The sequence below is a fragment of the Synechococcus sp. CS-197 genome, from assembly GCF_025128215.1.
Classification (GTDB): domain Bacteria; phylum Cyanobacteriota; class Cyanobacteriia; order PCC-6307; family Cyanobiaceae; genus Synechococcus_C.
Genome location: NZ_JAHLZC010000021.1, coordinates 14,786 through 39,208, shown reverse-complemented (window position 1 = coordinate 39,208; position 24,423 = coordinate 14,786). Strand labels below are relative to the sequence as shown.

At 58.9% G+C, this 24,423-nt stretch carries 39 protein-coding genes; 20 read left to right on the top strand and 19 right to left on the bottom strand.

The genetic code is table 11. The features are described 5' to 3' along the window. Positions 1 to 352 precede the first annotated feature (352 nt). Together KQ296_RS10535 and KQ296_RS10530 are read right to left on the bottom strand one after the other, a co-directional pair. Positions 353 to 526, bottom strand: a complete 174-nt coding sequence (locus KQ296_RS10535) for a DUF2256 domain-containing protein (RefSeq protein WP_011932883.1) — start codon at positions 524 to 526, stop codon at positions 353 to 355. Positions 527 to 553: 27 nt separating this feature from the next. Beyond that, entirely contained in the window at positions 554 to 904 is a 351-nt protein-coding gene (locus KQ296_RS10530) for a hypothetical protein (protein WP_259726485.1), read from the bottom strand. 338 nt (positions 905 to 1,242) lie between these two features. On the opposite strand from KQ296_RS10530, the gene KQ296_RS10525 reads away from it, so the two are divergent. From KQ296_RS10525 to KQ296_RS10475, 11 genes are all read left to right on the top strand, one after another. Next, positions 1,243 to 2,259 (top strand): hypothetical protein, encoded by a 1,017-nt coding sequence (locus KQ296_RS10525; RefSeq protein ID WP_011932881.1) that lies wholly within the window; start codon positions 1,243 to 1,245, stop codon positions 2,257 to 2,259. Beyond that, a complete protein-coding gene (locus tag KQ296_RS10520; protein WP_011932880.1) occupies positions 2,260 to 2,622 on the top strand; it encodes a cation:proton antiporter subunit C in 363 nt (120 codons plus the stop codon). Next, complete coding sequence (locus KQ296_RS10515) at positions 2,622 to 4,136, top strand: proton-conducting transporter membrane subunit (protein WP_011932879.1); 1,515 nt, start codon at positions 2,622 to 2,624, stop codon at positions 4,134 to 4,136. Before KQ296_RS10520 ends, KQ296_RS10515 begins: the two co-directional genes overlap by 1 nt. Continuing rightward, the gene (locus tag KQ296_RS10510) at positions 4,133 to 4,582 is read left to right on the top strand and encodes a Na+/H+ antiporter subunit E (RefSeq protein ID WP_011932878.1); all 450 of its coding nucleotides are present in this window, start codon (positions 4,133 to 4,135) and stop codon (positions 4,580 to 4,582) included. Before KQ296_RS10515 ends, KQ296_RS10510 begins: the two co-directional genes overlap by 4 nt. Beyond that, positions 4,579 to 4,827, top strand: a complete 249-nt coding sequence (locus KQ296_RS10505) for a hypothetical protein (RefSeq protein WP_011932877.1) — start codon at positions 4,579 to 4,581, stop codon at positions 4,825 to 4,827. The genes KQ296_RS10510 and KQ296_RS10505 overlap by 4 nt, the downstream gene beginning before the upstream one ends. Next, positions 4,824 to 5,147, top strand: coding sequence for a monovalent cation/H(+) antiporter subunit G (locus KQ296_RS10500; RefSeq protein ID WP_011932876.1), 324 nt, complete (start codon positions 4,824 to 4,826; stop codon positions 5,145 to 5,147). The genes KQ296_RS10505 and KQ296_RS10500 overlap by 4 nt, the downstream gene beginning before the upstream one ends. Continuing rightward, a complete protein-coding gene (locus KQ296_RS10495) occupies positions 5,137 to 5,670 on the top strand; it encodes a hydrogenase subunit MbhD domain-containing protein (protein ID WP_011932875.1) in 534 nt (177 codons plus the stop codon). Before KQ296_RS10500 ends, KQ296_RS10495 begins: the two co-directional genes overlap by 11 nt. Next, a complete protein-coding gene (locus KQ296_RS10490; protein ID WP_011932874.1) occupies positions 5,667 to 6,326 on the top strand; it encodes a Na(+)/H(+) antiporter subunit B in 660 nt (219 codons plus the stop codon). Before KQ296_RS10495 ends, KQ296_RS10490 begins: the two co-directional genes overlap by 4 nt. Before the next feature lie 115 nt (positions 6,327 to 6,441). Then, positions 6,442 to 6,630 (top strand): hypothetical protein, encoded by a 189-nt coding sequence (locus KQ296_RS10485; RefSeq protein WP_041428805.1) that lies wholly within the window; start codon positions 6,442 to 6,444, stop codon positions 6,628 to 6,630. 88 nt (positions 6,631 to 6,718) lie between these two features. After that, positions 6,719 to 6,886 carry a hypothetical protein gene (locus tag KQ296_RS10480; RefSeq protein ID WP_011932872.1) on the top strand — a complete coding sequence of 56 codons (168 nt, stop codon included), beginning with the start codon at positions 6,719 to 6,721 and terminating at the stop codon, positions 6,884 to 6,886. Position 6,887: 1 nt separating this feature from the next. After that, a complete protein-coding gene (locus KQ296_RS10475; protein WP_011932871.1) occupies positions 6,888 to 7,151 on the top strand; it encodes a hypothetical protein in 264 nt (87 codons plus the stop codon). A gap of 114 nt (positions 7,152 to 7,265) precedes the next feature. Here KQ296_RS10475 and KQ296_RS10470 read toward each other — a convergent pair whose 3' ends face one another. The 3 genes from KQ296_RS10470 to KQ296_RS10460 form a co-directional block, all read right to left on the bottom strand. Next, on the bottom strand, positions 7,266 to 7,607 hold the full coding sequence (locus KQ296_RS10470) for a hypothetical protein (protein ID WP_011932870.1): 342 nt from the start codon (positions 7,605 to 7,607) through the stop codon (positions 7,266 to 7,268). Positions 7,608 to 7,650: 43 nt separating this feature from the next. After that, positions 7,651 to 7,845, bottom strand: a complete 195-nt coding sequence (locus KQ296_RS10465; protein WP_186473000.1) for a hypothetical protein — start codon at positions 7,843 to 7,845, stop codon at positions 7,651 to 7,653. A gap of 164 nt (positions 7,846 to 8,009) precedes the next feature. Beyond that, on the bottom strand, positions 8,010 to 8,345 hold the full coding sequence (locus tag KQ296_RS10460) for a hypothetical protein (protein WP_011932868.1): 336 nt from the start codon (positions 8,343 to 8,345) through the stop codon (positions 8,010 to 8,012). Positions 8,346 to 8,438: 93 nt separating this feature from the next. Between KQ296_RS10460 and KQ296_RS10455 the strand changes: the two genes are divergently transcribed. Genes KQ296_RS10455 through KQ296_RS10445 form a run of 3 tightly spaced genes read left to right on the top strand, consistent with a single transcriptional unit; the run spans position 8,439 to position 9,482 of the window. Beyond that, a complete protein-coding gene (locus KQ296_RS10455) occupies positions 8,439 to 8,681 on the top strand; it encodes a hypothetical protein (RefSeq protein WP_011932867.1) in 243 nt (80 codons plus the stop codon). Further along, positions 8,678 to 8,995, top strand: a complete 318-nt coding sequence (locus KQ296_RS10450) for a hypothetical protein (protein WP_011932866.1) — start codon at positions 8,678 to 8,680, stop codon at positions 8,993 to 8,995. The genes KQ296_RS10455 and KQ296_RS10450 overlap by 4 nt, the downstream gene beginning before the upstream one ends. Next, on the top strand, positions 8,982 to 9,482 hold the full coding sequence (locus KQ296_RS10445; RefSeq protein ID WP_011932865.1) for a DUF924 family protein: 501 nt from the start codon (positions 8,982 to 8,984) through the stop codon (positions 9,480 to 9,482). Before KQ296_RS10450 ends, KQ296_RS10445 begins: the two co-directional genes overlap by 14 nt. Before the next feature lie 150 nt (positions 9,483 to 9,632). Here KQ296_RS10445 and KQ296_RS10440 read toward each other — a convergent pair whose 3' ends face one another. Both KQ296_RS10440 and KQ296_RS10435 read right to left on the bottom strand, forming a co-directional pair. Further along, a complete protein-coding gene (locus KQ296_RS10440) occupies positions 9,633 to 9,902 on the bottom strand; it encodes a DUF1651 domain-containing protein (RefSeq protein WP_011932864.1) in 270 nt (89 codons plus the stop codon). Between the two features lie 72 nt (positions 9,903 to 9,974). Then, on the bottom strand, positions 9,975 to 10,217 hold the full coding sequence (locus KQ296_RS10435; RefSeq protein ID WP_011932863.1) for a hypothetical protein: 243 nt from the start codon (positions 10,215 to 10,217) through the stop codon (positions 9,975 to 9,977). A 38-nt stretch (positions 10,218 to 10,255) separates the two neighbouring features. Here KQ296_RS10435 and KQ296_RS10430 point away from each other — a divergent pair, with 38 nt between their 5' ends. Then, positions 10,256 to 10,483 (top strand): hypothetical protein, encoded by a 228-nt coding sequence (locus tag KQ296_RS10430; protein ID WP_011932862.1) that lies wholly within the window; start codon positions 10,256 to 10,258, stop codon positions 10,481 to 10,483. A 4-nt stretch (positions 10,484 to 10,487) separates the two neighbouring features. Here KQ296_RS10430 and KQ296_RS10425 read toward each other — a convergent pair whose 3' ends face one another. Then, on the bottom strand, positions 10,488 to 10,772 hold the full coding sequence (locus KQ296_RS10425) for a DUF427 domain-containing protein (RefSeq protein ID WP_011932861.1): 285 nt from the start codon (positions 10,770 to 10,772) through the stop codon (positions 10,488 to 10,490). Positions 10,773 to 10,785: 13 nt separating this feature from the next. Beyond that, a complete protein-coding gene (locus KQ296_RS10420) occupies positions 10,786 to 11,637 on the bottom strand; it encodes an MBL fold metallo-hydrolase (protein ID WP_011932860.1) in 852 nt (283 codons plus the stop codon). Positions 11,638 to 12,285: 648 nt separating this feature from the next. Between KQ296_RS10420 and sodC the strand changes: the two genes are divergently transcribed. Continuing rightward, positions 12,286 to 12,810 carry a superoxide dismutase family protein gene (gene sodC / locus KQ296_RS10415; protein WP_011932859.1) on the top strand — a complete coding sequence of 175 codons (525 nt, stop codon included), beginning with the start codon at positions 12,286 to 12,288 and terminating at the stop codon, positions 12,808 to 12,810. Between the two features lie 3 nt (positions 12,811 to 12,813). Further along, a complete protein-coding gene (locus KQ296_RS10410) occupies positions 12,814 to 13,635 on the top strand; it encodes an SDR family NAD(P)-dependent oxidoreductase (protein ID WP_011932858.1) in 822 nt (273 codons plus the stop codon). 12 nt (positions 13,636 to 13,647) lie between these two features. Here KQ296_RS10410 and dcd read toward each other — a convergent pair whose 3' ends face one another. The 5 genes from dcd to KQ296_RS10385 all read right to left on the bottom strand — a co-directional run bounded on the left by dcd (position 13,648) and on the right by KQ296_RS10385 (position 20,659). Next, on the bottom strand, positions 13,648 to 14,172 hold the full coding sequence (dcd, locus tag KQ296_RS10405; RefSeq protein WP_011932857.1) for a dCTP deaminase: 525 nt from the start codon (positions 14,170 to 14,172) through the stop codon (positions 13,648 to 13,650). Positions 14,173 to 14,522: 350 nt separating this feature from the next. Beyond that, a complete protein-coding gene (locus tag KQ296_RS10400; protein ID WP_259726483.1) occupies positions 14,523 to 19,739 on the bottom strand; it encodes a multicopper oxidase domain-containing protein in 5,217 nt (1,738 codons plus the stop codon). Between the two features lie 136 nt (positions 19,740 to 19,875). Beyond that, positions 19,876 to 20,214, bottom strand: coding sequence for a phenylpyruvate tautomerase MIF-related protein (locus KQ296_RS10395; protein WP_011932855.1), 339 nt, complete (start codon positions 20,212 to 20,214; stop codon positions 19,876 to 19,878). 7 nt (positions 20,215 to 20,221) lie between these two features. After that, entirely contained in the window at positions 20,222 to 20,371 is a 150-nt protein-coding gene (locus KQ296_RS10390) for a hypothetical protein (RefSeq protein WP_259726482.1), read from the bottom strand. A gap of 42 nt (positions 20,372 to 20,413) precedes the next feature. After that, entirely contained in the window at positions 20,414 to 20,659 is a 246-nt protein-coding gene (locus KQ296_RS10385) for a hypothetical protein (protein ID WP_011932854.1), read from the bottom strand. 11 nt (positions 20,660 to 20,670) lie between these two features. Between KQ296_RS10385 and KQ296_RS10380 the strand changes: the two genes are divergently transcribed. Next, positions 20,671 to 21,873, top strand: coding sequence for a DUF4145 domain-containing protein (locus KQ296_RS10380; RefSeq protein ID WP_011932853.1), 1,203 nt, complete (start codon positions 20,671 to 20,673; stop codon positions 21,871 to 21,873). On the opposite strand, the gene KQ296_RS10375 is transcribed toward KQ296_RS10380, so the two are convergent. The 4 genes from KQ296_RS10375 to KQ296_RS10360 are packed head-to-tail and all read right to left on the bottom strand — an operon-like array spanning position 21,824 to position 23,085. Further along, positions 21,824 to 22,273, bottom strand: a complete 450-nt coding sequence (locus KQ296_RS10375; RefSeq protein WP_011932852.1) for a hypothetical protein — start codon at positions 22,271 to 22,273, stop codon at positions 21,824 to 21,826. The genes KQ296_RS10380 and KQ296_RS10375 overlap by 50 nt on opposite strands. Before the next feature lie 45 nt (positions 22,274 to 22,318). After that, positions 22,319 to 22,588 carry a hypothetical protein gene (locus KQ296_RS10370; protein WP_011932851.1) on the bottom strand — a complete coding sequence of 90 codons (270 nt, stop codon included), beginning with the start codon at positions 22,586 to 22,588 and terminating at the stop codon, positions 22,319 to 22,321. A gap of 30 nt (positions 22,589 to 22,618) precedes the next feature. After that, positions 22,619 to 22,870, bottom strand: a complete 252-nt coding sequence (locus tag KQ296_RS10365; protein ID WP_041428446.1) for a TIGR03643 family protein — start codon at positions 22,868 to 22,870, stop codon at positions 22,619 to 22,621. Continuing rightward, positions 22,867 to 23,085, bottom strand: a complete 219-nt coding sequence (locus tag KQ296_RS10360; protein ID WP_011932849.1) for a hypothetical protein — start codon at positions 23,083 to 23,085, stop codon at positions 22,867 to 22,869. Before KQ296_RS10360 ends, KQ296_RS10365 begins: the two co-directional genes overlap by 4 nt. Positions 23,086 to 23,154: 69 nt before the next feature. Here KQ296_RS10360 and KQ296_RS10355 point away from each other — a divergent pair, with 69 nt between their 5' ends. Next, on the top strand, positions 23,155 to 23,463 hold the full coding sequence (locus KQ296_RS10355) for a hypothetical protein (protein ID WP_011932848.1): 309 nt from the start codon (positions 23,155 to 23,157) through the stop codon (positions 23,461 to 23,463). Between the two features lie 7 nt (positions 23,464 to 23,470). On the opposite strand, the gene KQ296_RS10350 is transcribed toward KQ296_RS10355, so the two are convergent. Continuing rightward, on the bottom strand, positions 23,471 to 23,698 hold the full coding sequence (locus tag KQ296_RS10350) for a Nif11-like leader peptide family natural product precursor (RefSeq protein ID WP_041428444.1): 228 nt from the start codon (positions 23,696 to 23,698) through the stop codon (positions 23,471 to 23,473). Between the two features lie 77 nt (positions 23,699 to 23,775). Here KQ296_RS10350 and KQ296_RS10345 point away from each other — a divergent pair, with 77 nt between their 5' ends. Continuing rightward, positions 23,776 to 24,390 (top strand): DUF3598 family protein, encoded by a 615-nt coding sequence (locus tag KQ296_RS10345; protein WP_011932846.1) that lies wholly within the window; start codon positions 23,776 to 23,778, stop codon positions 24,388 to 24,390. The last annotated feature ends 33 nt before the right edge of the window (positions 24,391 to 24,423 follow it).

The window sequence follows — 24,423 nt, the reverse complement described above, 5'->3', positions numbered from 1 at the left end:
CAACTGGCACAGTGACAGTTCAGGCGTGACAGTGCATTTGTGTGAGGAACCGGCAACCCCAAAGAGTCGAAACAAGGTCAGACGTCTTTGTGTTGCCGGCCCTAAACCCTGCCTTTCGGCGGGGTTTTTTTGTTGCAACTGGGCAGCGTTCTTTCATTGAGGTGCACCGAACACCACATGTGGGGCATTCAAGAAACCAAGCGCCAGAGCAACTGCAAATTTATTCATTGCCCCCTTGTCCACACCAGATCTGGGGCTTGCGCAAATCCTCACGCCAGGCCTATTGATAACTGCAAGATTGGCACTGGAGACACTTCTCTCTAGCGTTCATTCGACGGCCGGGTGATGGGTTTCACGAAGCCGGCGAAGCATCCTCCGACGTCATGGCGGAGGATTTTTTATGCCGTCTGCAGCGCTCCGAGCAGTACTTCACGTCGTCCCACACATCCTTCCACTTGCGCCGCCACTGGAAAGGGCGCCCGCACACAGGACAGATCTTGCTGGGGCGATCGCGGGGACGGGTCATCTGTTGATCAAAAACGCTGGATGGTGATCAATAGCAGTGCAGACGCACCAGCTCCACCACGCGCCGGGGATCGCGTTCTAGCTGATAGGCCTCTTCTTCAGCCGCGGCCACGCTGGGTGGCTGCTCTGAAAGAAGCAGGGCATAGGCGTCGGTCTGCAATCCACCCCCGGCACAATCCTGGGCTAGGTGAACCATTTCATGGGCAAGGGTTTCCACAGCCCGAGCCTCGGTGTTCACAAGAGCGGTGGATAAACAGAAGACATTGGAGCCAGTGAAATACTGGCCAGCCTTTTTCACCCCATCACAGAAGGGGCGTTCGATCAGCATTGCCCCTGAAGCCACGGCAACCGACAGGAGTAGGGAATACAAACCAGCCACCGCGTGACAATTCCATGCCGATCCGATTAAAGTCAATACACGTTGAGCCTTCGGGCTGCAGTTCGTTTCACACCAAGCAACGGGGGTGTGAACACTGTGGAGTTCAGCGATGAACACTCTTCAACTAACGAAATCTCGCCTTGTCAAAGCTGAGGCCCTTAGAAAGGCCCAACAGCTGATGGCAAAAGATCAGCGCGACGCTGAATCACTGGATGCCAATCAGCCCGAAAAGGCTGAACGCAAAACCACTGAGCTGCGGTATCGCGGCTACCGCTACAGCATCTGAGGCTGTTTCTCACCCCATGGCTATCACTGGTGGATGAGCGCCGGTGATCGCCATGGTCATTCATCCCGGACGTCCCCTCAGCAGCGAGCTTCGGCGTTGTCTGGCGGAGAGCGGATTGTCATGTCTGATGACAGTGGCGCGCCTGCGGGGTGAGCCGTCTCAACGTGCTTTGGCTGGGATCTGCGCCATCCGCGACCACCTTCTTCAGGTGGACTGCGATTTACAACAGCGCCCCAGCCTCACGCCCGCGGCCATGGCGCAGGCGGTCAGTGCCTGTGATCCCGATCCTGAATGGAAAGAACGGATCCTGCGGGGGATGACGCTCGTCGCCATGTTCGATGGTGAGCCTGACTCCGAGATCCTCTCCCTGCTGGATGCTGCTGCCGAGGCATTCGGGGTCGATGCCCGACCGGTGAAGACCTACAGGAACGTGATGCTGGATCGCCAGATGATCGTTCGCTTCGACATCGCCCGACGTGGTTTTTTACGGCAGGCGATTGAAGCCACCGTGCGTGATGGTGGTCTTCCCGCGTTTGCATCAACCCTCAAGGTGCTCAGCGGCCATGAGGACCGCAGCATGCTCGAGCGCTTTCAAACCCTCCGCGGCTATCCACCCGGAAGCTTCGGCAAGGCCTATGCCGACTTCATCGAGCGCAACGACTTCGCATTCCCTGGAGCAACGGGAGGACCTCCACCACCGGTGTTTCGCCATGACTGCTGCCATGTGCTCGGAGGGTATGGAACGACGGCCGCAGAGGAAGGCGGTGTGGTGGGCTTCCAGGCCGGTTTTGAGCGCCTCGATCCCTTCGATGTGATCATGTTTGTGATGGCTGAGTTTGAACTCGGCATCGGCGTTTCTCCGTTCATCCCGGGGGAATGGAGACAACTGGATCCCGAAAGGGTCTTTGCAGGCCTCGAGCACGGAAGTCATGTGAACACCGACCTGATTCGCGACATCGATCCCTGGGATCACTTCAGTGACCCGCTCGCGGTGGTGAGGGATCGATTTGCAATCCCTGCAAGGGGTCGCAGCCCCCAGTACCCCGAGCCGTTAGCGGTTAATCATTGAATGGCCACCATCCGCCTCCTGGAGCTGCTGATCCTGCTCAGCCTGCTGAGTGGATTTCTCGGACTGCTGCTCCGCCGCAACCTCTACCTGAAGGTTCTGGCCATGGATGTGATGGGCGGATCGGTGGTGTCGTTGTTTGTTCTTTTCGCGGCCCGCACGGGTCTGCGCAGTCCAATTCTCTCCAACGGCGAGACCGATCAGGCCCTGGCCGCTGTCGCAGACCCGATTCCCCAGGCCGTGATTCTCACAGCCATCGTGATCGGGCTCTCCAGCCAAGCCCTGCTGCTGGCGGTGATCAGCCGCCTCTCCGTGCGCGACCCCCTGCTGGACGTGCGCACCTTTGACAGTGAGGACCCGTGCTGATGACCCCTGAGGCGATTCTGGTGTCCTTGCTCACCCCAGCGGTGGTGGTGGGCTGGCTGCTGGCGCCTTATCTGCTGGCCTTTTTCGGTGCTCTCGTACCAGAGCTGGGAGAATGGCCCCTGCTGCTCTGCTGTCTGGCCACGGTGCTGATGGCCCTGCCCTCTCTGCTGCTGGGCGAGAGCATCAGCCTCAACCTGGTCGGCAGCAACGGCATCAGTTTGAGCATCGATGCCACAGCGGCCTGGTTTCTGCTGCTCAATGGCGTGGTGCTGGGCGCCACCCGACTGGCCAGCCGCAACCTCGAGGGTGCCAGTGGCCCCCTGGTGCCTGCCGTGATGCTCGGAGGACTGAACACCTGCTTCGTGGTGACAGACCTCATCAGTCTTTATGTCGCCCTGGAAGTGGTGGGCATTGCAGCGTTCCTGCTGCAACTGCGCCGGGAGGCACCGCGTTCGTTCTGGATCGCGCTCCGGTATCTGCTGGTCGCGAGCACGGCCATGACCCTGTATCTGATCGGCACCGGACTGGTGTACGTGCGCACTGGCAGCTTCAGCATGGAGGCTTTGGCAGGCCTGGAATTGGGCAGCGCCCAGGTGCTGATTCTTCTCGGCCTCTTCAGCAAGGGCGGACTGTTCCTGCCAGGGCTCTGGCTGCCTCGCAGTCATGCAGCCGCCAGACCGGAAGTGGCCGCATTGCATTCAGGGGTTGTGGTCACCGCCGGGGTTCTGCCTCTGTTGCGACTGATGCAGATCGACCCAGGACTGACTCCCCTCGTTCGCTGGATCGGCATCGCCAGTGCGGTGCTCGGCCTGTTGCGGGCGCTCACCGAAACCGACCTGCGCCGACTGCTGGCCTGGAGCACGCTGTCCCAGATGGGGCTTGTGGCCCTCTCACCGATGGCCGGAGGACTGATGGCCTTCGCGCATGGACTCGGCAAAGCCCTGTTGTTTCTGATGAGCGGAGGCGTCGACTCCACCCACCTCAACAGCTGGCGTCAGCGTCCCCTGCCGGCCAGATTGCAGGTTCCCCTCTGGATCGGATCCCTCTCCATCGCCGGCTTCCCCTGGTTGATCGGGTCCATCGCCAAATCGGAGCTGGAGTCTGCGTTGCCACCGTTCTGGGCCGCGGCCGTGCTCTTGGCGTCCATCGGCAGTGTGGCGGTGTACGCCAGGCTCTGGGGTGCTCCGTGGTGTGCCCCCAACGGGAGCAACAAAGGCAGCAACGCTGTCCAGTCACCATCAGGGGGCAGCATCACCCTGCTCGTGGTGGTGCTGATCGGTGCATCGGCTCTGATCAGCCTCGCCGTTGCTCCCAGCCACGATGCTGAGAAGCTCGCCGTGACCGGACTGATCTTCGCCCTCGGTCTGCTGTTGGACCGGGGTCTGCAGCGGTGGCGGCCTGCACTGGAACGTCGCTGGCCGGATCTGGAATCACTCCAGGACCTGATCGGCAGCCTGGCTGTGGTTGGAGCAGGAATGCTGCTGAGCCTTCATGTCATGGAGGGTTGGGGATGACCGTGGTATTCAGCCTGGGGTTCCGGTTGCTGCTGTGGGTGTTGCTCACAGGCGAAACCAACAGAACCAACCTGCTGTTTGGCCTGCTGGTGGCGATTCTTCTGCCACGAGCGCACCACCACGGCGAACGGGTGGCACCGCTGCTCAAGGCAGTCGGCCAGAGCCTGGTCGCCATTCCCCAGGCCTACGGCGAAGCAGTGGCGTTGATCGTTGCCGGTGGGCGCGAACACTGCGATGAAACCGAGCATCGTGCCAGTGGTACCGCCACACCGCTGGTGGTGTTTCTGGAACTGCTGGCGATCACGCTCACACCCTTCACCCTGGTGCTCGACCTGGTGCGCGTTGAGGATGCCGTGGAAGGATCGCACCATCGCTACAGGATCCATCGCTTGCGCCCTGCACCACGCCGGGGGCAGGCGCCGACTGGCGGGAGGACACCGCAATGACCTTGTTGCTCTGGGGCATGGTGATCGCCCTGTTGATTCCGATCGCGCTTCTCTGCCGCAACGGCAGTGTGTGGGATCGCCTGGCGGCGTTTGGAAGCATCGGCACCAAAGTGGCGATGCTGGCCCTGGTGGTGGCCGTGATGCGCGGCGATCGCATGATCGCCTTGGTTGGCGCCTTGATGCTCAGCGCCGGTGATGCCGGAATGCTTTTGCTGGCCAGGCTTCTGGAGGAGAGAGAACCATGAGTGTTGTGCTTCTGAAGGAGGCTGCAAGCCTGCTGTTTCTGTTTGCGGGACTGTTTCTCTGGTTCTGGGGCAGTTGGCCTCTGCTGGAGGTGCGTCCCCTGCTCGACCGGTTGCACAAGCTCACGGTTTCCGACTCCCTCGGGTCGCTGCTGATGCTGTTGGGGCTTCTGATTCGACGTCCCGACTGGTGGCCTCTCTACGGCCTGGCCATGCTGGGACTGATGCTCTGGAACACGATCTTCGGATACGTGGTCGCCCGGGGGGTTCACCAGAGCCGACTGCTGAATGCCAAAGCGCAGGAGCTGGGTGATGCTTCCTGATTTCGATCTCTCCCTGTTGAGTCTTCAAGGCTCCCTCGGTCTGCTGTTGCCGATCACCGCGTTGCTTCCGCTGGTGTCCGTACTGATGGTCTGCCAAGACAACCCCTATCAGGCCCTGATGCTGCGGGGCGTCTTTGGATCAGTGGCCACACTGCTGTATGTGCTCCTGGGTGCACCGGATGTGGCTCTCACCGAGGCGATGGTGGGAACCTTGCTGTCCACCACCCTTTATGTGATTGCTCTGCGTTCGTCGATGACCCTCCGCCTCGAGGATCGGCGCAGCACCGAACTGGAGCCATCAGCCGACGCTGAAGCCCAGGTTCTGAACCAATGGATTCAGCCCTTGCACCTGCGGCTCAGACTGGTTCGGCAGGGCGCAGCACCCCATGGATGGCTGGAGGATCAAGGTCGACTCACAATCCTGCAGCCATCTCTGAAGCAACGTCTCCAGAACACTCCCGGATTCAAGCATTGGTGCAAGAGCGGCGGGGTGCTGATCACACCAGAGGAGCCGACACCATGATCTGGCTTTATGTGCTGGCTGCCATTGCGCTCTTCGCGGCACCGCTCACGGGACCGTTACCTCAGGTGGGTGGCATGGGTGAGCTGATCCGTGGGCTGGCGGCCGAGGGGGACGTGCCCAATCTGGTGTCGGGGGTGATCTTGCACATCCGTTTGTTCGACACCATCGGCGAAGTGGTGGTGTTCACCTTGGCGTCCATCGGTGTGCGCATGCTGCTGCGTGACGAACCCCTGCGGACACGGATCCGGAGCTTGAGCGACATTCCCTCGCGCGTGGTCTGCGAACAGGTGGCAACGCTGGCCGCCCTTGTGGCAGTTGAGCTGGCAGTGCGAGGCCACCTGAGCCCGGGCGGTGGATTCGCCGCAGGGGTTGCTGGCGGCACCGCCATCGGTCTGGTGCTGATTAGCGGCGGAAGTGAACGCAGTCGCCGGCTCCACGAACGCTGGCATGCAGATCTTTGGGAAAAGGCGGCGGTGATGGGTTTTGTGGTTCTGTCCTTTCTGGCCCTCGAAGGACTATCGCCAGGGGCCGGTGAGTTCGGAAGCCTGCTGAGCGGAGGCTGGATTCCGCTGCTGAATCTGCTGGTGGCCCTGAAGGTGACCCTGGGCTCCTGGGCGATGATCCAGCGCTTTGTGCAACACCGCGGCCTCCTTTGAGCGCTTAACAAATTGCAGGTGCGCGACTGCTGACAGGCGGGTGCAAGCGTGTGATCTGCAACAAATCGTTTGATTAAGACCCGTACCTTGCGTGCATCCGCAACCGGAGATCGCGATGAACGGCAGCATTCAACTCAGCACCGAACAACGGTTTCAGATCGAGCAGTTCAACCGAGCTCTCGACACCACTCAGGATCCGGATCAACTTCGGCAGCTTGCCAAGCAACTGATGCAGGCCTGGCAGACCCAGAAAGCGGCCACCAGCTGGATCATGCGCCAGGGTCCGCCCCCCTTGATGCGCTGAAGACAGGAAGACAGGCCGATGGAGCCCGCTCGTTCCATCACGCTGCCCAGTTGGCGTTGACTAGCGTTGATGCCGAAAGGTTTCAACCATGGTTGAGCTGTACTTGAAGGCCAAGCTGCACAGTCGCATCAGCGTCGACAGCTATCGCTCGGTGTTGATGCTTCAGGAACTCGACGACCAGGACCAACGCCTGCGCACGGATCTTCTCCGCCAGGTGGACAACGGCTCGATCAAACTGATTCACAGCTGCGCCTGACGTGCTTGGTGTTTCAACCCAACGATCCCAGGTTCTGGCGGGCACTCCTGGGGGTCCTATCCCTCGTCGTGGGCTGCTCACTCGCCTGGGTCATCCTGCAGCTCTGATCATCACGGCCTGCCTCGTGCTCATCACGGGCGCCATCCCTGCTGCGGCCACGTTGGACGACGAGGACATGATCCAAAACCAGGATGCTGAACCGGTCGACTTTGACCCGGATGCCCCAACCATGAAGGCTCCGCCCCCGGATGCATCCGAGAGGTGAGCCCTCGACCGCGGTCTGCGTCACCACACGCGCGGACCAGCTGATAGTGATGCAGATAACAATCGTCTGTACCGAACAACACAATGTCTACAGATCCTGACGCTGCTGTGAGCGTCAGTTCAGAACAGCCCAGAGAAGCGCCAGAGCGATCCCAACAGTGCCCACGCCCAGGGCGAGGAGCACCAGAAGACTTCCACCCGCCAACAACATCAGCCGACGGAATGACTGCGGGAAGAGCAGATACACCGCAAGGCCAGCAGCAGCGGGCCACAACGGTGGGATCAGCAGAAACACACCTGTCAACACCATGAGGCGCTTGCGCAAGTGCTGATCGCGCTCGAGAGCGAGGCGTTCACCTTGCTTCTGCGCTGCCAGCTGATCGCGTTCCTCGTCGCTGAGCCAGCGCCCCATCGCCCGGGCCTGCTCAAGCTCCTCTTCGATCTGCTGGCGTGACATCGACGGATTCATTCGTTCAATGTAATGGCGCTGAAAGCAATGCTCAGCTGGAGCCGTGACGCTCTCCTTGTCGCCAGGAGCGCTCCAACGACGCCCGTGCTTGATCGAGATCGGTAGCCCCCAAGCGATTCTGCGCCGACAATCCGGCCCGGAAAGGCTGCGTCATGCGCCAGAAACGCAGGGCCGCCGCCAAAGCCACGACCCCCCAAGCAACAAGAATCCAACGGGGATCGTGCACGCAGCTGCGCAAAACACCATCATGAAGCGATCTTGAGCCCACTGCGGCTGAGCCGACACCACCATGGACGGACGACTACTTCTCAGTGGAATCGGACTCGTGGTGCTGGCTGTGACGGTGTACGAATACCTGCTGCTTCAGGGTTTGGCTCCCGCAGCCTGAGCTCATTCCGAGGCGTCGCAGGCGTAGCTGATCACGGCACCGCGCCGCTCGCGAAAGTCGGGGTGCAGCGGATCCTCCACCTGCCACCACCAACGCCCATCGGTGTAACTCGGAGTCCCTGCATTGTTGGTGCGGGGAAGCTGAAGGGTGACGCCGCGCCAGTGGAGCAACACCCCATCACCCGGCACGGTGCCTGCGGCGCTATTGGGCAGCGGAGACTCCGTCACACCAATGGCGTCCTGTCCGAGGGTGAGTGGTTCCGCCGTGAGTCGATCGCCATCACAGATCCAGGCCGCTGAGACCGGTGTTGAGGCAACAGCAAGGCCAACCAGAAGCACGACGTTCAAGACAAGCCATCGCAGACATTGAGCCACAGCGAACGAGCGAACACGTCAGAGTGAAAGAGTCGCACCCCTGTGCACCCTCCGTCGATGCTCCCCCCCTTCTTTCCCCTCTGCCCGATCAGCGCCGCTAAGATCGCAGGCCTCAAGGCCACAGTGACGCTGCTGCTGGTGCTTCTGATCAAGTCCAAGCTTCTGCGCGTGAAGATGTCGCTGCTCGGCTCCTTTCTCGGCTTGATCATGTTGACCGGGTTTCTCCTGAGCACCGGCGTTCTCACCCTCGTTGCCGGTGGCGCCGTGGCCTATGCCGCTGCCAGCCGGAGCAAGGCATGACAACACCGGAATCGAACGCAGGTCCCAGCCCGGAGCAAATCCTTGCGGCATCCGCCGGATGGGTCGCCGTGGTGTTGAACGTGGTTCCAGGCCTGGGTGCGGGGTATCTCTACCAACGTCGCTGGAAGGCTTATTGGCTCACCTCGGCTTTGGCCACCGCCTGGTTTGTTGCCGGTGCAGCTCTGGGATTGAACGCTGAGCCAGACGCCGATCCCCAGAATCAGTTGATCGGGCTTCTTGGACTTGTCCTGCTGTCGGCAGTGACAGCCAGCGAAGCAGGCCTGGCCGTGAAGCGGGTGCGTGGTTCTGACTGAACCGGAGCGAGATTCCGACGCGATTCTCCGATTCTGGTTTGAAGACTGTCGCCCTTGGCAGTGGTTCAAGCGCAATCCAAGCTTCGATCAACGCATCAGAGATCGCTTCGGCGCTCTTTGCCTATCGGCGCAAACAGGCGGTCTGATCGCCTGGGAGCAAGACGCGTGTTCCGCACTCGCGCTGGTTCTGCTGCTGGATCAGTTCAGCCGTCATGTCTGGCGCGGACAGGCCCAAGCCTTTGCAGGGGATGCACGCGCCGTGAACCTCAGCCGCGAAGCACTGCGGCGGGGCTGGATTCAGAACGAACCGGAACGCCCCCGGCGGCAGTTCTGGTTGATGCCTCTTCTGCACAGCGAGGAGATCGCCACCGTTGAGAGTGCGATCCCCCTGCTCGACCGCTGGGCAGACCCTGCCACGGCTGCCATCGCCCAGCGCAATCTCAAGATGCTGCTTCAGGAGGGGCGGTATCCCTGGCGCGATCAGTGAGCCAAAAAAATGGGCAAGCCCCTCAGCTCACCCACTCGACGCAAAGGAGATGTTTCGCTCCCTCCATCACAGATAACCAATCCTCTGGACGTTGCGTAGCGAAAAACACTGTATTCATACAAACTGAGTAAAAGTACTCATTAAGCGGCCTCACCAATGGGCGATCGTTCGCTCCCATCCCGTCAAGCGCATCGTTTCGAACGCCTTGATGGCATTCACGCGCAACAACCGTCTGCGCTGCTCAGGCGTGGCCTGGCCTGGTGCAAGAAAACGCCCCGTTTCCACCCAGACCCACTCGGCACTGGACGGGGGCATGGCTTGCTGAAAGCGCACGACAAGTCCCTCCTGGCGGTTCAACAACCAGCCCTGAGCGCTGGAGATCAGGGGTTTCTGGCGTCGATCGGGATGGGAGGTGCACATGGGTGAATCCTGTCGAGACCCCCAAGACAACGAACGCGCTCTTCAGCAATCACGCACAAATCAGGCCAGCCATCACCGTTTCTGATGGCATCGCTCCATCACCCGATTGAGAACCTCAACCTTGACGGAGGCGCGGTCCCTGGCCACGTAAATCTCAGCCTGGTGTTTGTCACGGCCCCTGATCTCCACCTGCTGAATGTCAGGTTCAAGCCGGGTCAGCACAGCGTCAATTTCGCTCAGAGGATCGTCGCCGAAGTCGTCGATCGCCAGCAGAACTCGATCCAGCGCCATCAGCAGTTTTGTGGCCTTACTCATGGGTCGATGCATGCTTCTGCAAGGTAGCCACGCTGTGCATGCCCCACCCCGACGACACGCCTGCGGCGAGCCCGAGTCAACACAAGCAGCAGATGATTGCCTGCGCCTTGTGCCAGAGCCCTGGCCCTGTGCACTACCGCGTGCGCAGCAATCTGATCAAAGACTGGTCTTTGATCTGCCCGCAGTGCTGGTTGCAGGTTGAACGCCAACCCGGGTATCAGTACGGAGGCACGCGCAAGGCGAGCCGCCGGCAGCGAAAACGCTGAATCCTCAGCTCAGCTCCACACCCTTGCCGCGATAGAAGGCGAAACGCTCGCGAATCTGTTCGGCTTCGGGCTTCGGCGACTCATAACTCCAAACCGCATTGCTGATCACCTGATCACCAACCACCACATCCCAGTAGCGGGCGGTGCCTTTCCAACCACACACCGTGGTGTGACTGGAGTCGCGGAAGTAGTCGGCGTGCATCGACGCGCGCGGGAAATAAGGATTGCCATCCACCATCACGATGTCGTCGCTCTCGGCAATCACCGTGCCGTTGAAAACAGCCTGCATCAATTGGTCCTGATCAGGTTTCATGATGGCGCCGATTCCAGCGCAAGGTCTGCTCAAGAGCGCTACGCCAGGCTCCCGGTGCAAAGGCATGCCGGCGGCCATGCCCGGGCAGCAGCAAGGCCACATCAAGGTTCAGCAGCCGCTCCACAGACGCAAGCTGGATTGCAAAGTCCCACCAGCAGTAGCGCTCTGAAGCCACCACCACCGCATGCTCGGGGTTCCACCAGAGGTGATCGCCACTGAAGAGCACAGCGCGTTCATCCCCCAGCAACGCGCAGAGCGATCCCTCGGTGTGCCCTGGCGTGGGGATGAGCTGGAAGCCTTCGGCAATCGCCAGCGCATCGCCGCCTGTGATCAGATGTTCCGCCTCCGGGGCCGCGTCCGCATCCGCCGCATGAATCCAGCGTTCACAACCCAACGCGCTGGCCCAACGCGCGTGGTCCGCCACATCATCGCGGTGGGTGAGCACGATGAAGCGCAAGCCACCCAGGGCCTGGATCCGCCGGGCCAGAGGCGCGCTCCAACGCGGAACATCCACCATTACGTTTCCGGAGGGCCTGGTAATCAACCAACTGCAGGCGCCAAAACTGCGCCGCGACGCCCAGCCGCAGTAGTAGATCGTTCCCTCGGGATGCTCCTGGATCAGAGCAGGAAAGCCATCAACCGGCGTGGTCTGGAGCAGGCGGCGCTCGGTTTCGATCGCTGCCACAGGGCAGGCCTGCAAAGCCAGAAGCGCCTGCTCTGTGGCCTCCTGGCCAACGGGCTGCGCGTGCACGAATGCCCTCTCACCCTCGGGGGCGAAATGATCGGGATCGAATTGCCAGCACGTGCCGCAATTGATGCAGCACTGGTTGATTCGGAACACCAAGGTGCTTAGCGCAGGGTTTTCAACGGTCCAACAGCACTAATCTGGCGCCGATTGCATTGCTCGATCGGACATGAAAGGTTCTTTACCAGTCAGGCTCAGTGCAGGAGCTGCAACAGTTGTTTTGACGTTTGCGTTGGTTGTCCCTGCTGGTGCCAGAACAACCCGCACATTCAGCGGCTCCAACCCTGGCGAAGTCGAAAAAAATGCTCGGAAGGCAGGCTATGACTACCCGGATGGAGAAATGAAATGCAGCAGCCGTTGCAATCAACGTTGGGCAAAAGACTGAACCTGACCAACCATTGTCCCACTCCAATCGCAGCGTTGCCCTCTTAGCGACTTCGAGGTCTTAACGCTGAATCTGCGAGCGCGGCGTATCGAGAAGCTTGAGCGGCCAGAGCGCAAGCGGCATGCCGATGCGAAAGGCAACCTTGAGAAACCAGCGTTTCATGGTGCGACCTGATGGGTCATCTCCAGCGTGGCCGATCGCTCCATGGCCATCAAGGGCGGACGCGAAGATCGTTACGCCGTTGCCATCCCATGACCATTCTTTCTGCTGCTCTGGTGCTGGCTGACTTCAAAGCGGTACCGCTACCGACACCGCGCTAGCGCCGTTTGAACGACAATGAAACAACTTGGACACTCTCCATGCCGCGTCTCGTGCCACTGATCGCGTTGATCCTGTTGTTGTGCGTGCCAGGCCAGGCCTCGGCCGGTTCGCTGGAGGTGACACTCCACGCCATCAGCGCTGAGGGGGTTGGAGACCCGATCGGCACCGTGAAGGCCCATGACAGCGACCAAGGGCTCGTGATCACGCCATCACTCCAGGGATTGAGCGAGGGTGAGCACGGATTCCACCTGCACGCCGGCGACTCCTGCGATGCAGCTCTGAATGCCGAAGGCGTGATGGTGGCGGGCCTCGCGGCGAAAGGGCATTGGGACCCCGACGAAACCAACACCCATCTCGGGCCATTCGGGAATGGTCACCGCGGCGACCTCAGCAGGCTTGTGGTGGATGCCGATGGCAACACCACAACCACCGTGGTCGCCCCGCGCCTGAGCACCTCCGATCTGCGCGGACGGGCCCTTGTCGTGCACGCCGGTGGTGACACCTACAGCGATGTGCCACCCCTGGGTGGTGGTGGAGCGCGCATCGCCTGCGGCGTGGGCTGAGGAATGACAACCCCTGGAACCGTTCTGATCACCGGTGCCTCCAGCGGCATCGGCCGAATCACGGCCCTGCGTCTGTTGCAGAAGGGCTGGACTGTGCATGCAGCCGCGAGACGGGTCGATGCCATGGAGGATCTGCGCAGCCGCGGTGCCTTCGTGCATGCGCTCGACATCACGGACCCGGGATCACGACAAGCACTGAGTGATGCAGTTTCAGACCAGCACGAAGGCCTGGATGCCCTGGTGAACAACGCTGGATATGGATCCATCGGTCCAATGGAAACCATGCCGCTTGATGCGGCACGGGCGATGTTTGACGTGAATGTGTTCGGGCTCATGGGCCTGACCCAGGCGCTGCTTCCGGCGATGCGCAAGCGCGGTCAGGGCCGGATTGTGAACATCTCCTCCATCGCAGGACAATTCGTGACGCCGGGGGCCGGCTGGTACGGCGCCAGCAAATTCGCTGTTGAGGCCATCAGCGACGCCCTGCGCATGGAACTTCAGAGCTTCGGCGTGAAGGTGGTGGTCATCGAGCCAGGATTGATCCGCACAGGATTTGAAGCCGTGAGCAAGCCATCACTCGAGGCCGGCGGCGATGATCCGGTATGGGGATCGATGATGCGCAACGTCGCAAAAGCGTGGGGCGAAGGCTTCCGACAAGGATCCGATCCTGAGGTGGTGGCCGCCTGCATCGAGCGCGCTCTCACGGATGCTGATCCAAGCCCGCGCTACCGCTGCGGCAGCTCGTCGGAATCAGCCTTGATCCAACGGTTCATCCCCACCCGTCTCTGGGACTCCCTGGTGCGCCGTCAGATGATCGGCGGCTGAATCAACGCGCGATCAGAAGCTCTGCTGGGTCTGGCCAGCAAAACGACCGTCGTAGTGCTCCTCACCATCCAGCTCCTGAAAGATGAACTGGCAGATGGCGGTACCAGGAACCACGGCCAACGGTGCCGGGCCGAAGTTGCTCATCTCCAGCACCTGCTGACTGTCGATCCCGGGTCCCATGAAGGGAGCACTGATGTGCACCATCAATCCCAAACGGGCGAATCGGCTGCGCCCCTCCAACCAACCGCACAATCCCGGTCCAAGCCTGAGGCGCTCCCGGGTGATCCCCAGGATTGTTTCACCGGGCATGATCAGGATGTGTTCTCCTTCGGACACCTCCACCTTGTCGGTGAACTGCCGGTAATCGGTGTGCTCGCACACCGCAATCACCTCATGCACTTTGCGGAACACCCGGAAGCTGCTGGCCAGCGTGAGATCCACTGAGGCTGGACCCACAAGCTCAGGCTTGAAGGGTGTGATCGTGATCACCCCGGAGTCAATCGCCTGAAGAATGGCCTGCCGTCCCAGAACTGCCATGGGGCTTGTGCAAGGGGGTCAAAGTATGACCTGAACACCACAGAAACTCTGATTCGTGGCAAGATGTTGAGGTGAAGCAGCTTCGACTGACGTCAGCTGCGCGCAGAGAGAGCCTGAAACAAACATTCAGCGCGATCCAGATACCTCAATGGAGAAACCACCATGAAGACCTCGTCCCACCGGAGGGATGCTCTGATTTCTGCTGGAGCAACTGGCCCTGAGACGTGCTCAGGCACCCACAGGCCTGGCACGCACCGCTCTTCAGATCCTGTGACCGAACGGTCATCCCAGCTGATCAGTTGGGATGACCTGCTTGGTCAGCGTTGAACCGATGGAGTGGCGTTCAGCAATCAGAAGAAGCCACTCTTCGAGACAGGGGTACCAATCAACTCCTGCAAAGCCTCAGTGGTGAAGAGGTCAAATCCTTGCTGTGCATCCTCAAATGAGGCATAGCTTCCAAGGGAGGATGCCAACGCATCCAACTGATTGGAGACCTGTTCATCTCCCACCAATCCCTGACCATAAGAACCACTCACTTCCGCAGTGGTGCCCCATTGCAAAGCGGTCCACTGGGTGATGTCACTGAGCAGGGCCACGCGGAAGCGATCCGCCTCTTGCGTGGACTGAAGGATGGCCTGAGGAAGAAGGGTTTGATCCAACCCAGCACTCACCTGATCTTGCCAACTCTGAAGTTCAGAAGCTGTCGCCGAGCGTTTGTAGAGCGTGGAATAGGCAATTTCAACAATGTCGTTAACACTCTGATCAGCAAGGGGGCCTCCATACAACGCCTCGATCTCACCGGCATAAGCCGGCGAGGACAAGAGATTCGTGACCAACGCGGACGCCTGCTCCCCTGTTCCCAAAATCGATGCAGCTTGAGAAGCAAGAGCCGAAGGCCAAAGCAGCTTTCCGGTGTACGCCAGATAGGTCATCGACGTGAGTTGATAACGCTGCTGAACCTGTTCAGCCGTGAACGTGCTGCTGCTGGTGGTATCAACGATTCCGGTGAGATCATCGGCATTGATCAGATTCAACCCATCCAGCGGTATCACCAGCTGCTGGGTTGTGTTGATCAGGATGTCTGAATTGGAGGCATTTCCGTTCACTTCATTGCCTTGGGCGATAACGGCATGACCGTCCAAGAGAGTGCCGCCATGACCAAGGCCTGCACTGATCGTGGGAGTGACGGCCTCAGTTCCGTTCGCAAGCTGCAACTCATCCACAAGGAACAGAGGCAATGAATTATTCCGCAGGTTTGTGATGCGTTCATCAGGAGATAAGCCAGCACCACCATGACCACCATGACCGCCATGACCGCCAGATTCTGAAGAATCGGGAAGATTGGTGGCGATGAAATGACCGGCTTGGAGTTGCAGCGTGAACTGCTGTGAGCCTGCAGAAGACTGTGTCGTGAGCACCAGATTTTCCAGTGCCGACTGGGCATAGCTGTTGAATCCAGAGGTCAACACCAACTGAGAAAGATCACTGAGGCCAGAATCCAAAAACACCGCATCGGCAAGCACGTTGCTGTCAGCGAAGAAGCCTCCTTCCATTTCTCCAGTCTGGAACATGAGTGACAGTGCAGCTCCATCAATCACGACGAGTCGCACGCCTCCTTCAACCGCATAAGCGATCGCGACATCTTGGAAGTTATCGAGATTCATATCAGCCATCGCCACACTCACCTGGTCAGCGCTGAGCCCCATTCGGGGCATCACACTGTGGGGGGCCATCAAGGAGATGTCATCAAAGGGGTCGAAGTTGAACTGCTCGTCCCAGCTACCGGGCGCCTCACCTGGCAAGAACGCCTTGATTTCAAGATCCTTAAGGTTCACCACATCCGACTGCACCTGATCGAAACCGGCGGTAACCAGATCTCTCTGACCATCCCCACTGAAATCTTCGATGAAGACCCAGGGCGCCAAACTGGAATCGGCATAGGGAGTCAATCTGGAGGTCCTGAGAGTCTCTCCACGAAGAAGCGCAGCGCCATCAAACAGTTCGATGATGCCGGCCTCTCCACCTCCCCCTGCAGCAAGGGCAATGTCCTGAACAAAATCAGCACCAAGATCTCCCGCTTGAGCACGCGTCCAGGTCTGACCGGAATCAGGAAGCGCCTGAAGCTGCACCGAGTCGAAGGTCTGAGCCTGATAAAGGCGAACACCGGATTCGTTCTGCGTAAAGCCTTGTGCTTCCACCAACCAACTGGAATCGGTATTCTCAACCACCGTCACAATCTGCATCATGCCAGCATCCTCATGGGGAAGGATGTGGCAGTGGAAAACATACGTTCCTAAATAATCCTGGTACAGCATGCGAATGGTCTGATCGTTAGCCCCGAACGTTGCCAAAGAAGCAATCTTCTCAGGATCTTGAGCTTCAGGTATGGAGTGAAACTCACCACGCTGTGGCTCTAAAGAAACAACCTCTTTTGCTGCCGGATCATAGAACTCATACCCAGAGGAGTTGAGTGATGTCGTATCTTCAAGATTGCGCTTATTCTGAAGCTCCGTATCACTATCCTTTACCTGATAATCATTAATGTGAATATGGAAAGGATGACCAATGTATTTCGAAGGACTATTTATACTCCAATTACGATTCACCCACTCCTCAATCGTTCCAAGCTGGGCAATGGTCATATTTCCATAGGGGAAAACATGATCGTTGATCAAGAAAGGATTGTTATAACCCAACCAATTGTCAACCCCTGGCTTACCAACAGGAAGACTGGTGTAAGGCTCGTAAGTAGCACCATCATTCATCATGCTGTAGTGCTTAAGCAGCTCCACAGTGGCGGCGTCGTACTCACTGGCAGGCCCAACTAGCGTGCCTTTGGTCCAGTTGAACTGACGCTGACGAATTGGATCCCAAAGATCGGAGCCGTCAGCATCCTGGGCGAACAGATCGACGGAAGGAACCTGAAGGGGGTCATAGTCAGCCTGGGAGGTGGTTGGGAGAATCTGTTGAACATCAATCCCGGCATTGGCCTGAGCAATGACCGCATCCAACTCCGCAGTGGTGGGCAAAGCCTGCCCGCCCTCAACGTTGAACAAGGCGAGAGGACCGGCTCCGGTTTTAGAGCCAAATCCGGTATTGATCTCGGTTAAATCGGGATACGAGCCTGCATTGTTGATCGTGTAATCAACACCATCCTGCTCGAATGAGTAGGTCGAGGCCATCTCGGTTTTTCCCTCCGGTAGATACACCAGCACGTCCACACGCTTGGCCGGAGGCAAACTGAGCAGATCCACCGCTTGCGTATATCCCGTGGGCAACTGATTAGAAGCACCAGATGCACCAAAAATCCCATCAGTTGCAGCGCGGATTTGTGGATACTGATGGCCATCTTCTCCATAAAGATAGAGAGGCAATGTTGTGCGGTTGCCATCTGAATCCGTATGAATCAGCGAGATGTTATGAAACGCTTGATTCGTTTGATTTGAGAGCGTAATCGCCTGCCAACCACCCTCTCCCGCCTCGGCCGTGGGCTGAAATTCGCCATTCACCGTGACCATCGTCATCCGATTGACGACACCGCCGAGATTGTCAAAACCATCCAAGCGAAGCTTGCCTGTTTCAGCGTCAATCCCCACATCCATGGTCTTAAGAACAGCCCAATTGCGGGGAATGTCCTTAAACAAAGGAATTTTACTGAGCGGATCACCCACTTGAAATGGCCCCGACATCCCGCCGTAAACCATCTGATTCACGGAAGGATGGTAGTGAGGGTGATACCAATAAGAACCTTGACCATGATCAGCAGGGAGATCGATCTCCGTTGTCCACTGCTGGCCCGTGGTGTAGCGAGCGACGACATTATCGCCAAATCCACCGGGATTCGTGTGCGAGCCATGCAAGTGATAATTCACAGCATTCAGAGCACCCAGACCATCGCCAGCTGCATTGCCATAGGTGCTGTTGCTAACCAATGAAGCCGCTTGATTTTGCTCTTCGTTAAGGCCATCAACCTTGATATCGTTAGTGAAATTGAGGTTCATCCCATCTCCGGGTTGCATCATCAACACCGGAGCGGGGTAACTCGTTCCTTCACCCGGAACCCCGAAGGTGTAAAGCATCGAGGGGTACCAGAGATCAGGATTGGGATTTGCCTCTGGATCAGTTAAAGCTTCAAGTCTCTGCAGGAGGGCATCGGTATCAAACCGAGAAAAGACAGTTGTGCTCCCGTCGTAAGCATCCCAAAGCTCTGCAGGCTTGTAATTACTTGAATCACTAGCAGCTTTATAGAGGTCACTACCAACAACTCCAACTGCGTTCCAATAATCGTCGTTTGTGGCACTTTGATCATTACCGGGCCCTACATAGCCAATTTTAAGTAAATCCTCCATGGATCGATTGCGCGCGTGAGTCGTCCACTTACTGAGCACGCCTTTCTTATAAGCATTAAACAGTGATTGCGAATTTGCAGTATCCGTCAGCTGAGGAATAAACCAGTCGCGCAAAAAGCGATCGATTCCAGGGATGCGTACTGGATCGGAGCTAATGCGCATCGGCGTATCGAGTGTTCCTGACTGCAGCGAGGAAACAACACGACTTTCACCATCAATGGTCCTCAGCTCAAGACCAGAGGAGAGAATCAGATTAGGACTCCCATCCTCGAGGGTTGGAAACAAAGAGCCTATCCGGTAATTTACTTCAGAAAGAATATCCGTACTAGTTGTGATTGGCAGCGTAAGAATGACATCATTGAAATCCTGATCAGACTCACCAGTCACCAATTGATCTTCAAACCCTAACGCCAGGGAACCATCTGACGTCGTAAAGCTGACAACTTGAACTGCATTGTCAGGGTTGGCACTCGAATAAGAACTAAAGAGATTTGATTCATCACCATCAACAAGCAAAAGGAAGCCATAATTTTTATCCGGAGAAAGGTTAAGATTAATAGATCCAATAGAACCATTCTCAGGCAATTGAAATGCAGAAAAAACAAGACCAGACTCTTTTGCATCCCGAAGCGCAGCCTGGAGATATCCCGGATCCCCAGGAGAAAGACCATCAACAGCCCCATTGAGAGGGTCTGCCTCATAAATTGCAATCCCGTTATTGTAGTTAGCAAGTCTGCGGACAGTTCCCTCAACGACCACTTGAGGCCCCTCCGGAATTGCATTCGCAAGCAACCCAGACCCTCCAACCGAATACACCGCCTCAACACCACCAGAGAAACGAGCCAAAGCGCTGTTTCCAGTAAGAGTCACCTCTTCGAGAGAGAGAAGCTCACCTGAGGAATCTCTCGCTATCGGCCGCCAGTTATCAGCACTGATCGGCGTCGCCCTTCGTCCACCGAGTGACACACCTTCCGTTTGCAGCCAACGGTCAGTTCGAATTTTCTCTAAGTCAAGAGAGCTTGCATTCGCCTGTTGAAATTCCGAGAGCCAGGTCTGTTCGGATAGGCTTTCAAAGCCAAAGTCAAGATCCCTTCCCTGGGTATCAAGACGCAATAAGTCTATATAAGTATCAGCCGCAATTTTGAATTGATACGGTTGATCGGTTCCCAGAAGACTTCGATTCAGCCATCCCGAAGCAAGAAAATCGAGAGGATTCATGATCAGCTTCGTCGCCATTAACCATTCGCACCTTAGCTACCAAGACCGAGAAAGCAACTATTTAAGAAAAATTATTATCTAAAAAAAATCAGGCGATCAATGGCTTGTACTTTTCATCAATGTAGACAACATTTTGTCAGCCAAATGTGGACCCGTTCCAGCCCCAGCAGCTCGCCGGAACATCCTCAAAACCGATGTAGATGCGGTTTGCAGCAATCCCTGTTCGCGCACTGATCAGATCGCAAAAGGCCGCGCTCATGGCTGGGGGACGGAGGGCACCGATGGACTTCACCTCCACATAGGCGCAGGGTTCTGGGCTGCCGGCGAAGGTCATGGGCACACCGGTCTCCAGCAGCGCCATCACATAAGCCTCAGGCTTGCCGGTCTGCTCTGCCAGCAACGACGACAGCTGCTGCAGCAATCCATCGCCATCGTCGACAGAGGCCAACGACGTGCGCACGTTGATGAGAGGCATGGTCGATTCAGACGTCGTACAACTTGCACCCGGGCGCCGTTGGATCAGCAGCGCAACGACGGGTCCAGTACTCCAGATCCTCACCGCGGTGGTCGAGGGGCGGGCGGGAGACGGGCTTGGTGTTGAGAGCCTGCGGGCGTTTGAAGAGATTGTTCATCGTTCCTCCTCGTCTGTTTCTGGTCTACACCCGCTGCGCCCCTCAGGTCTGTTGGGATTCCCGAAAGGCCTGAAGCTTGTCCATGTCTTTCTCCTCATCGATCGTGTAGTCGGTGAGGATCAACGCCTTGCCGATGGTGCCGAGGGCATATTCGATCCGATCGAGATCGTTTCGTCCCCCGCCATCGTTGCGCGCGGCGCGGATCACAGCTGGGGTGAGCTGGTTGGCGATGCTTTCGATGGCCTCAGCGATGGCCTTGGCCTGGTCGAGGGGGGTGGTGGCATCCATGGCACTGCCGCATGCGCTGCATCACTTTGCCAGGAGCGCGCTGCGGGCGTCGATCCGCCTTGGTCGCCATCCTGAAGCGAGATGTCGGGAACGCAGCGATGCTGCTCAATGCCTTCGATCTGGAGACCAGCAGCGGCACGCGCAACCTGGAGCTCCGCGCCGGTGCGTTTGTCGGCCTGGGAATCGAAGCCGATCTCCTGGCCGTGTCGTCCGATGGCCAGGCGGATGGCACTGCAGAGGACGCCTTCCTCACCAGGCTGCAACGGGCCTATGGGCTCAGGCTTGAGAGCACACAACGCGCTGTGGATCTCAGCGGCAGCCTGGTGAACAGCTGGGTCAGCACTGAACTGAGCTTGCACCCTGTCCTCTCAGGAGCGGGAGGACGGCCGGTGAACAGCCACTTTCAGCGGGTGGCGGTGGTGGCCGGAGGTCTAGGCCATGAACAGGAGCGGGATCAACCCTGGAGTGCGTTCAACCGCCTGTTCTCGCTTCTGGCCATCCTGCCGATGCAGGGAATCCACTGCCGCACCGTGGCTGCGCCGCTGTTTGGTCTCCACCCCAACGGTCCCGACGCTGCCGCCGATTACCCCCACCTGCTGGACATCTGCAAACAGGCCTTCCGGCATCTGCCTGAGCTGCACAGGCTGATCCTGTTTGATCGGGATGATCAGGTGCTGCGCCCGCTCGGCGCCACCATCGATCGCACGATTCAGCGCAAGGATCCCCACCACACCCTGGTGGAACTGCCCCGAGATCTCGACGCTCTGGAGAGCCTGCGCCATCTCTGCCGCTGCGTTCTGGAAGACGACAGCCTGAAGCGACTGCGGGTCGCCGCGGACCTCACAGAACTGATCCAACTACTACAAAGCGATCAGGTTTCACCGATTTCGTTGGGACTGCATTCGCGCCGGCTGCTGGAGCGTCTGGTGACCCACTGCCTGCACCAGTGCGGAGACCAGCAGCAGCGAGGCCTGAACAACGGCATTCAGCAGTTGCGCAGCCTGGGGCTGGACCCCTGGCTGCTGAGCTGCATGCATCAGGTGCGCACCTTCGGGAATTGGATGGGCCATCCCCAGGACACAGGCCGGAGCCGCCGGGTGGAACAACACGACGTTCTGGCCATGCTCTGTTCCCTGCAGCGGATCCTGGCGGACTACCCCTGGATCACTCCGCCTGCATCACCAGGGCGTGAAAGTTCTGCATATGGGCCGTGAGCAGTTTCTCGAACACCCGAAACACACCCACGATTTCGCGGGCACCAAGGCCCACCCCCTCCGGCACGATGTGCTTATAGATGAAGGAGATCACCCAGTCGCCACCCTCGTCCTTCTCGGCACGGGCGTGGACGGGGAATTCATCGATCAAATTGCAAGCCCTGAGCACCTGGGCCTCCGTCGCCTCGCCGTAATTGGCGCTGTAGCGGAACACAAACACCTGATCGGTTGGGCTGGCATACACCTGCACAGGGCGACCGTCCGACCAGACCGTGGTGGTGACAGCCACATCTGTTTGATCATCCTGGTTGCGCACCCGGTTGGTCTCAGCCTTGTAGAAGGCTCCATCGAACAACGACGTGACGTTGTCGGGGGAGAGCTGCTCAAGGGTGAACTCCATGAACGATCAAGACCAAACGGGCTCAACCTTCATGCTGACCGCGGTTCAGCGGCCGCGCCATTGATTCCAGATCCTGCGATGCCACGGCGTGACATCTCTCGGAAGAGGAGGCTCCCCCCGCTGACGCCGCTCCAGCTGCTCCACCTCAAGCTTCAATTGCCTGAGAACAGGGATGAGCAGCACCCCCGCGATCAGACCTACGAACAGCAGAACGGGAAGCAGGGTGATCAGCCAGATCGTGGCGACAACGGCGACACCCGTTGCGGCCAGTTGTTGGATCCACTTCGGCCGGCGACGGCCCGGCAGCTGCTTCATCGCAAGGGGAGCTTCCTCTTCAGCCTGCCACTAACGATGGCCGCTGGCCCGGAAGCGCGACGACCGACTCGTGATGCCGTGCTTTGTGCGACGTCCGCTCACACGCTTGCGCCACATCCTGAAGGAGGAGGGTTTCAGCGCGCTGCGCATGATGGCGATCACCTCCGGTTCGCCGAGACCGAACTGATGCTGGATGGCCTCAAAGGTGGTGCGGTCTTCCCAGGCCATTTCGATGATCCGGTCGAGATCAGCGGAATCAAAACGATCAACGGAACGACTCACAGCAGATCCAAGGCCCGGAGCACATCCACGCGGATCCCCCCCAGGCGTGACCAGGCCTGAAGAGCGTCGGCCTGCGAGCCATAGGGTCGCCAGTCGTTCTCAGCAAGACGGCGCTGCATGTGCCGGGCCACCCGATCCACCACCAGGCGATCACTGGGCACGGAGATCCTGATGGACTTGCCGTTCAATTCGTGAGTGAGCTCGCTTGAAGGCATGGGTAAGAACGCTGATTGTGCCTTTCGATACAGGGCACAACACTGAAGGGAAGGTCCACGGAGCGCAGTATGAACCAGTCCTCAACCAAAACGGCCGGCCTTCGCCAGCAACAGGATCAGCTGACGACAGCCCAGCCGAATGCCGAGTGCCGCCTGCGCAATGACCGTCAGAGCTACTTCGCCATCACACGCGAGCTCGTGCAAGCGCAGTTCGTTTTGGCCGATGGTGAGCTCAGCCAGCGCCTTTGGCAGGAGGTCGCCGACCGCGACCTTGAGGTGGGTCGCATTCTCAACCTGCTCTACGGAAGCTGCTTTCAAGACGACGAAGCCGAGATGACCGCCCTCGACGATGCCTTTCTGGCCCTGCACGTGAGCTGAGCCGGATTCAGTAATACCGGCCTGGGTATTCCCCCGGGTGATCCACGCGGGTCACCCGCACGCCATCAACGCTGCGGCCTGAGAGCAGCAGCAGATCACTCCCAGACACTGCGTAGCCGAGCTCCTGAGCCAGCAGGGCCACCTCATCGGCTGTGACGACGGCCTGCACCTGCGCCTGGAGGCGAGGGTCACGGCCGAGATGGGCCAGAAACGCCTGCACTGGGGAGGAGTCCATCGCGCCGAGCAGGAACAGTGGGCTCCATCGTCCCTGACGGCGCGCCAACCTGGAGCCGCTCAGCTCCTGACCACGCCATGCACGACCAACGGGAAGCGTTGCTGCAGCACAACATCGGCCAGTGGGCGGGGTGCTTTATCCGTCTCAACGGCGATGGCCACGAGCAGGAACGCTTCCCCACGGCGTTGTCTGTTAAAGAGTGCGATGGGCTGATTCAGACCTGCCTCACCTATCAGCAAACCGGCCAGCAGCGCTCGATGTCATTTCAGACCCTGCCTCCATCCATGCAGGTCAGCGCCAACGGCGGTTGGTCTCTGGGTCCCACAAGCATCACGCCCTGGAACTGGGTGGCGGAACTTTGCGTGGTGCATCAAAAGGCTCGCAGACGAATCGTGGTCCGTCATGGAGTGAGCGGGCTGGAACAAGTGGTGTACGTGGTGGAGACGGAAGGCAGCAGAACACCTGAGGCGCCTGTGCAGCGTCTTCAGTGCCGCACGCGCAGCGCGGCGGAGCTGATGATTTGGGAACCTGAAGACGGCGTTGAACTGCTTCTCGACCAGCGCGATCGCCAGAGCGGAGACGCCACTGCTTGCGGGCTGCGCTGGACCCTGCCGGGTGGAACCGTGCGGCAGATGGTGCGCCGCTACGACACCCAGGGAGGCCTGCTGCCCTTGAGCCCGGCCTGGCCGTAACGCCAGGACGTTGCATTCCTTAACAAAGAGTCG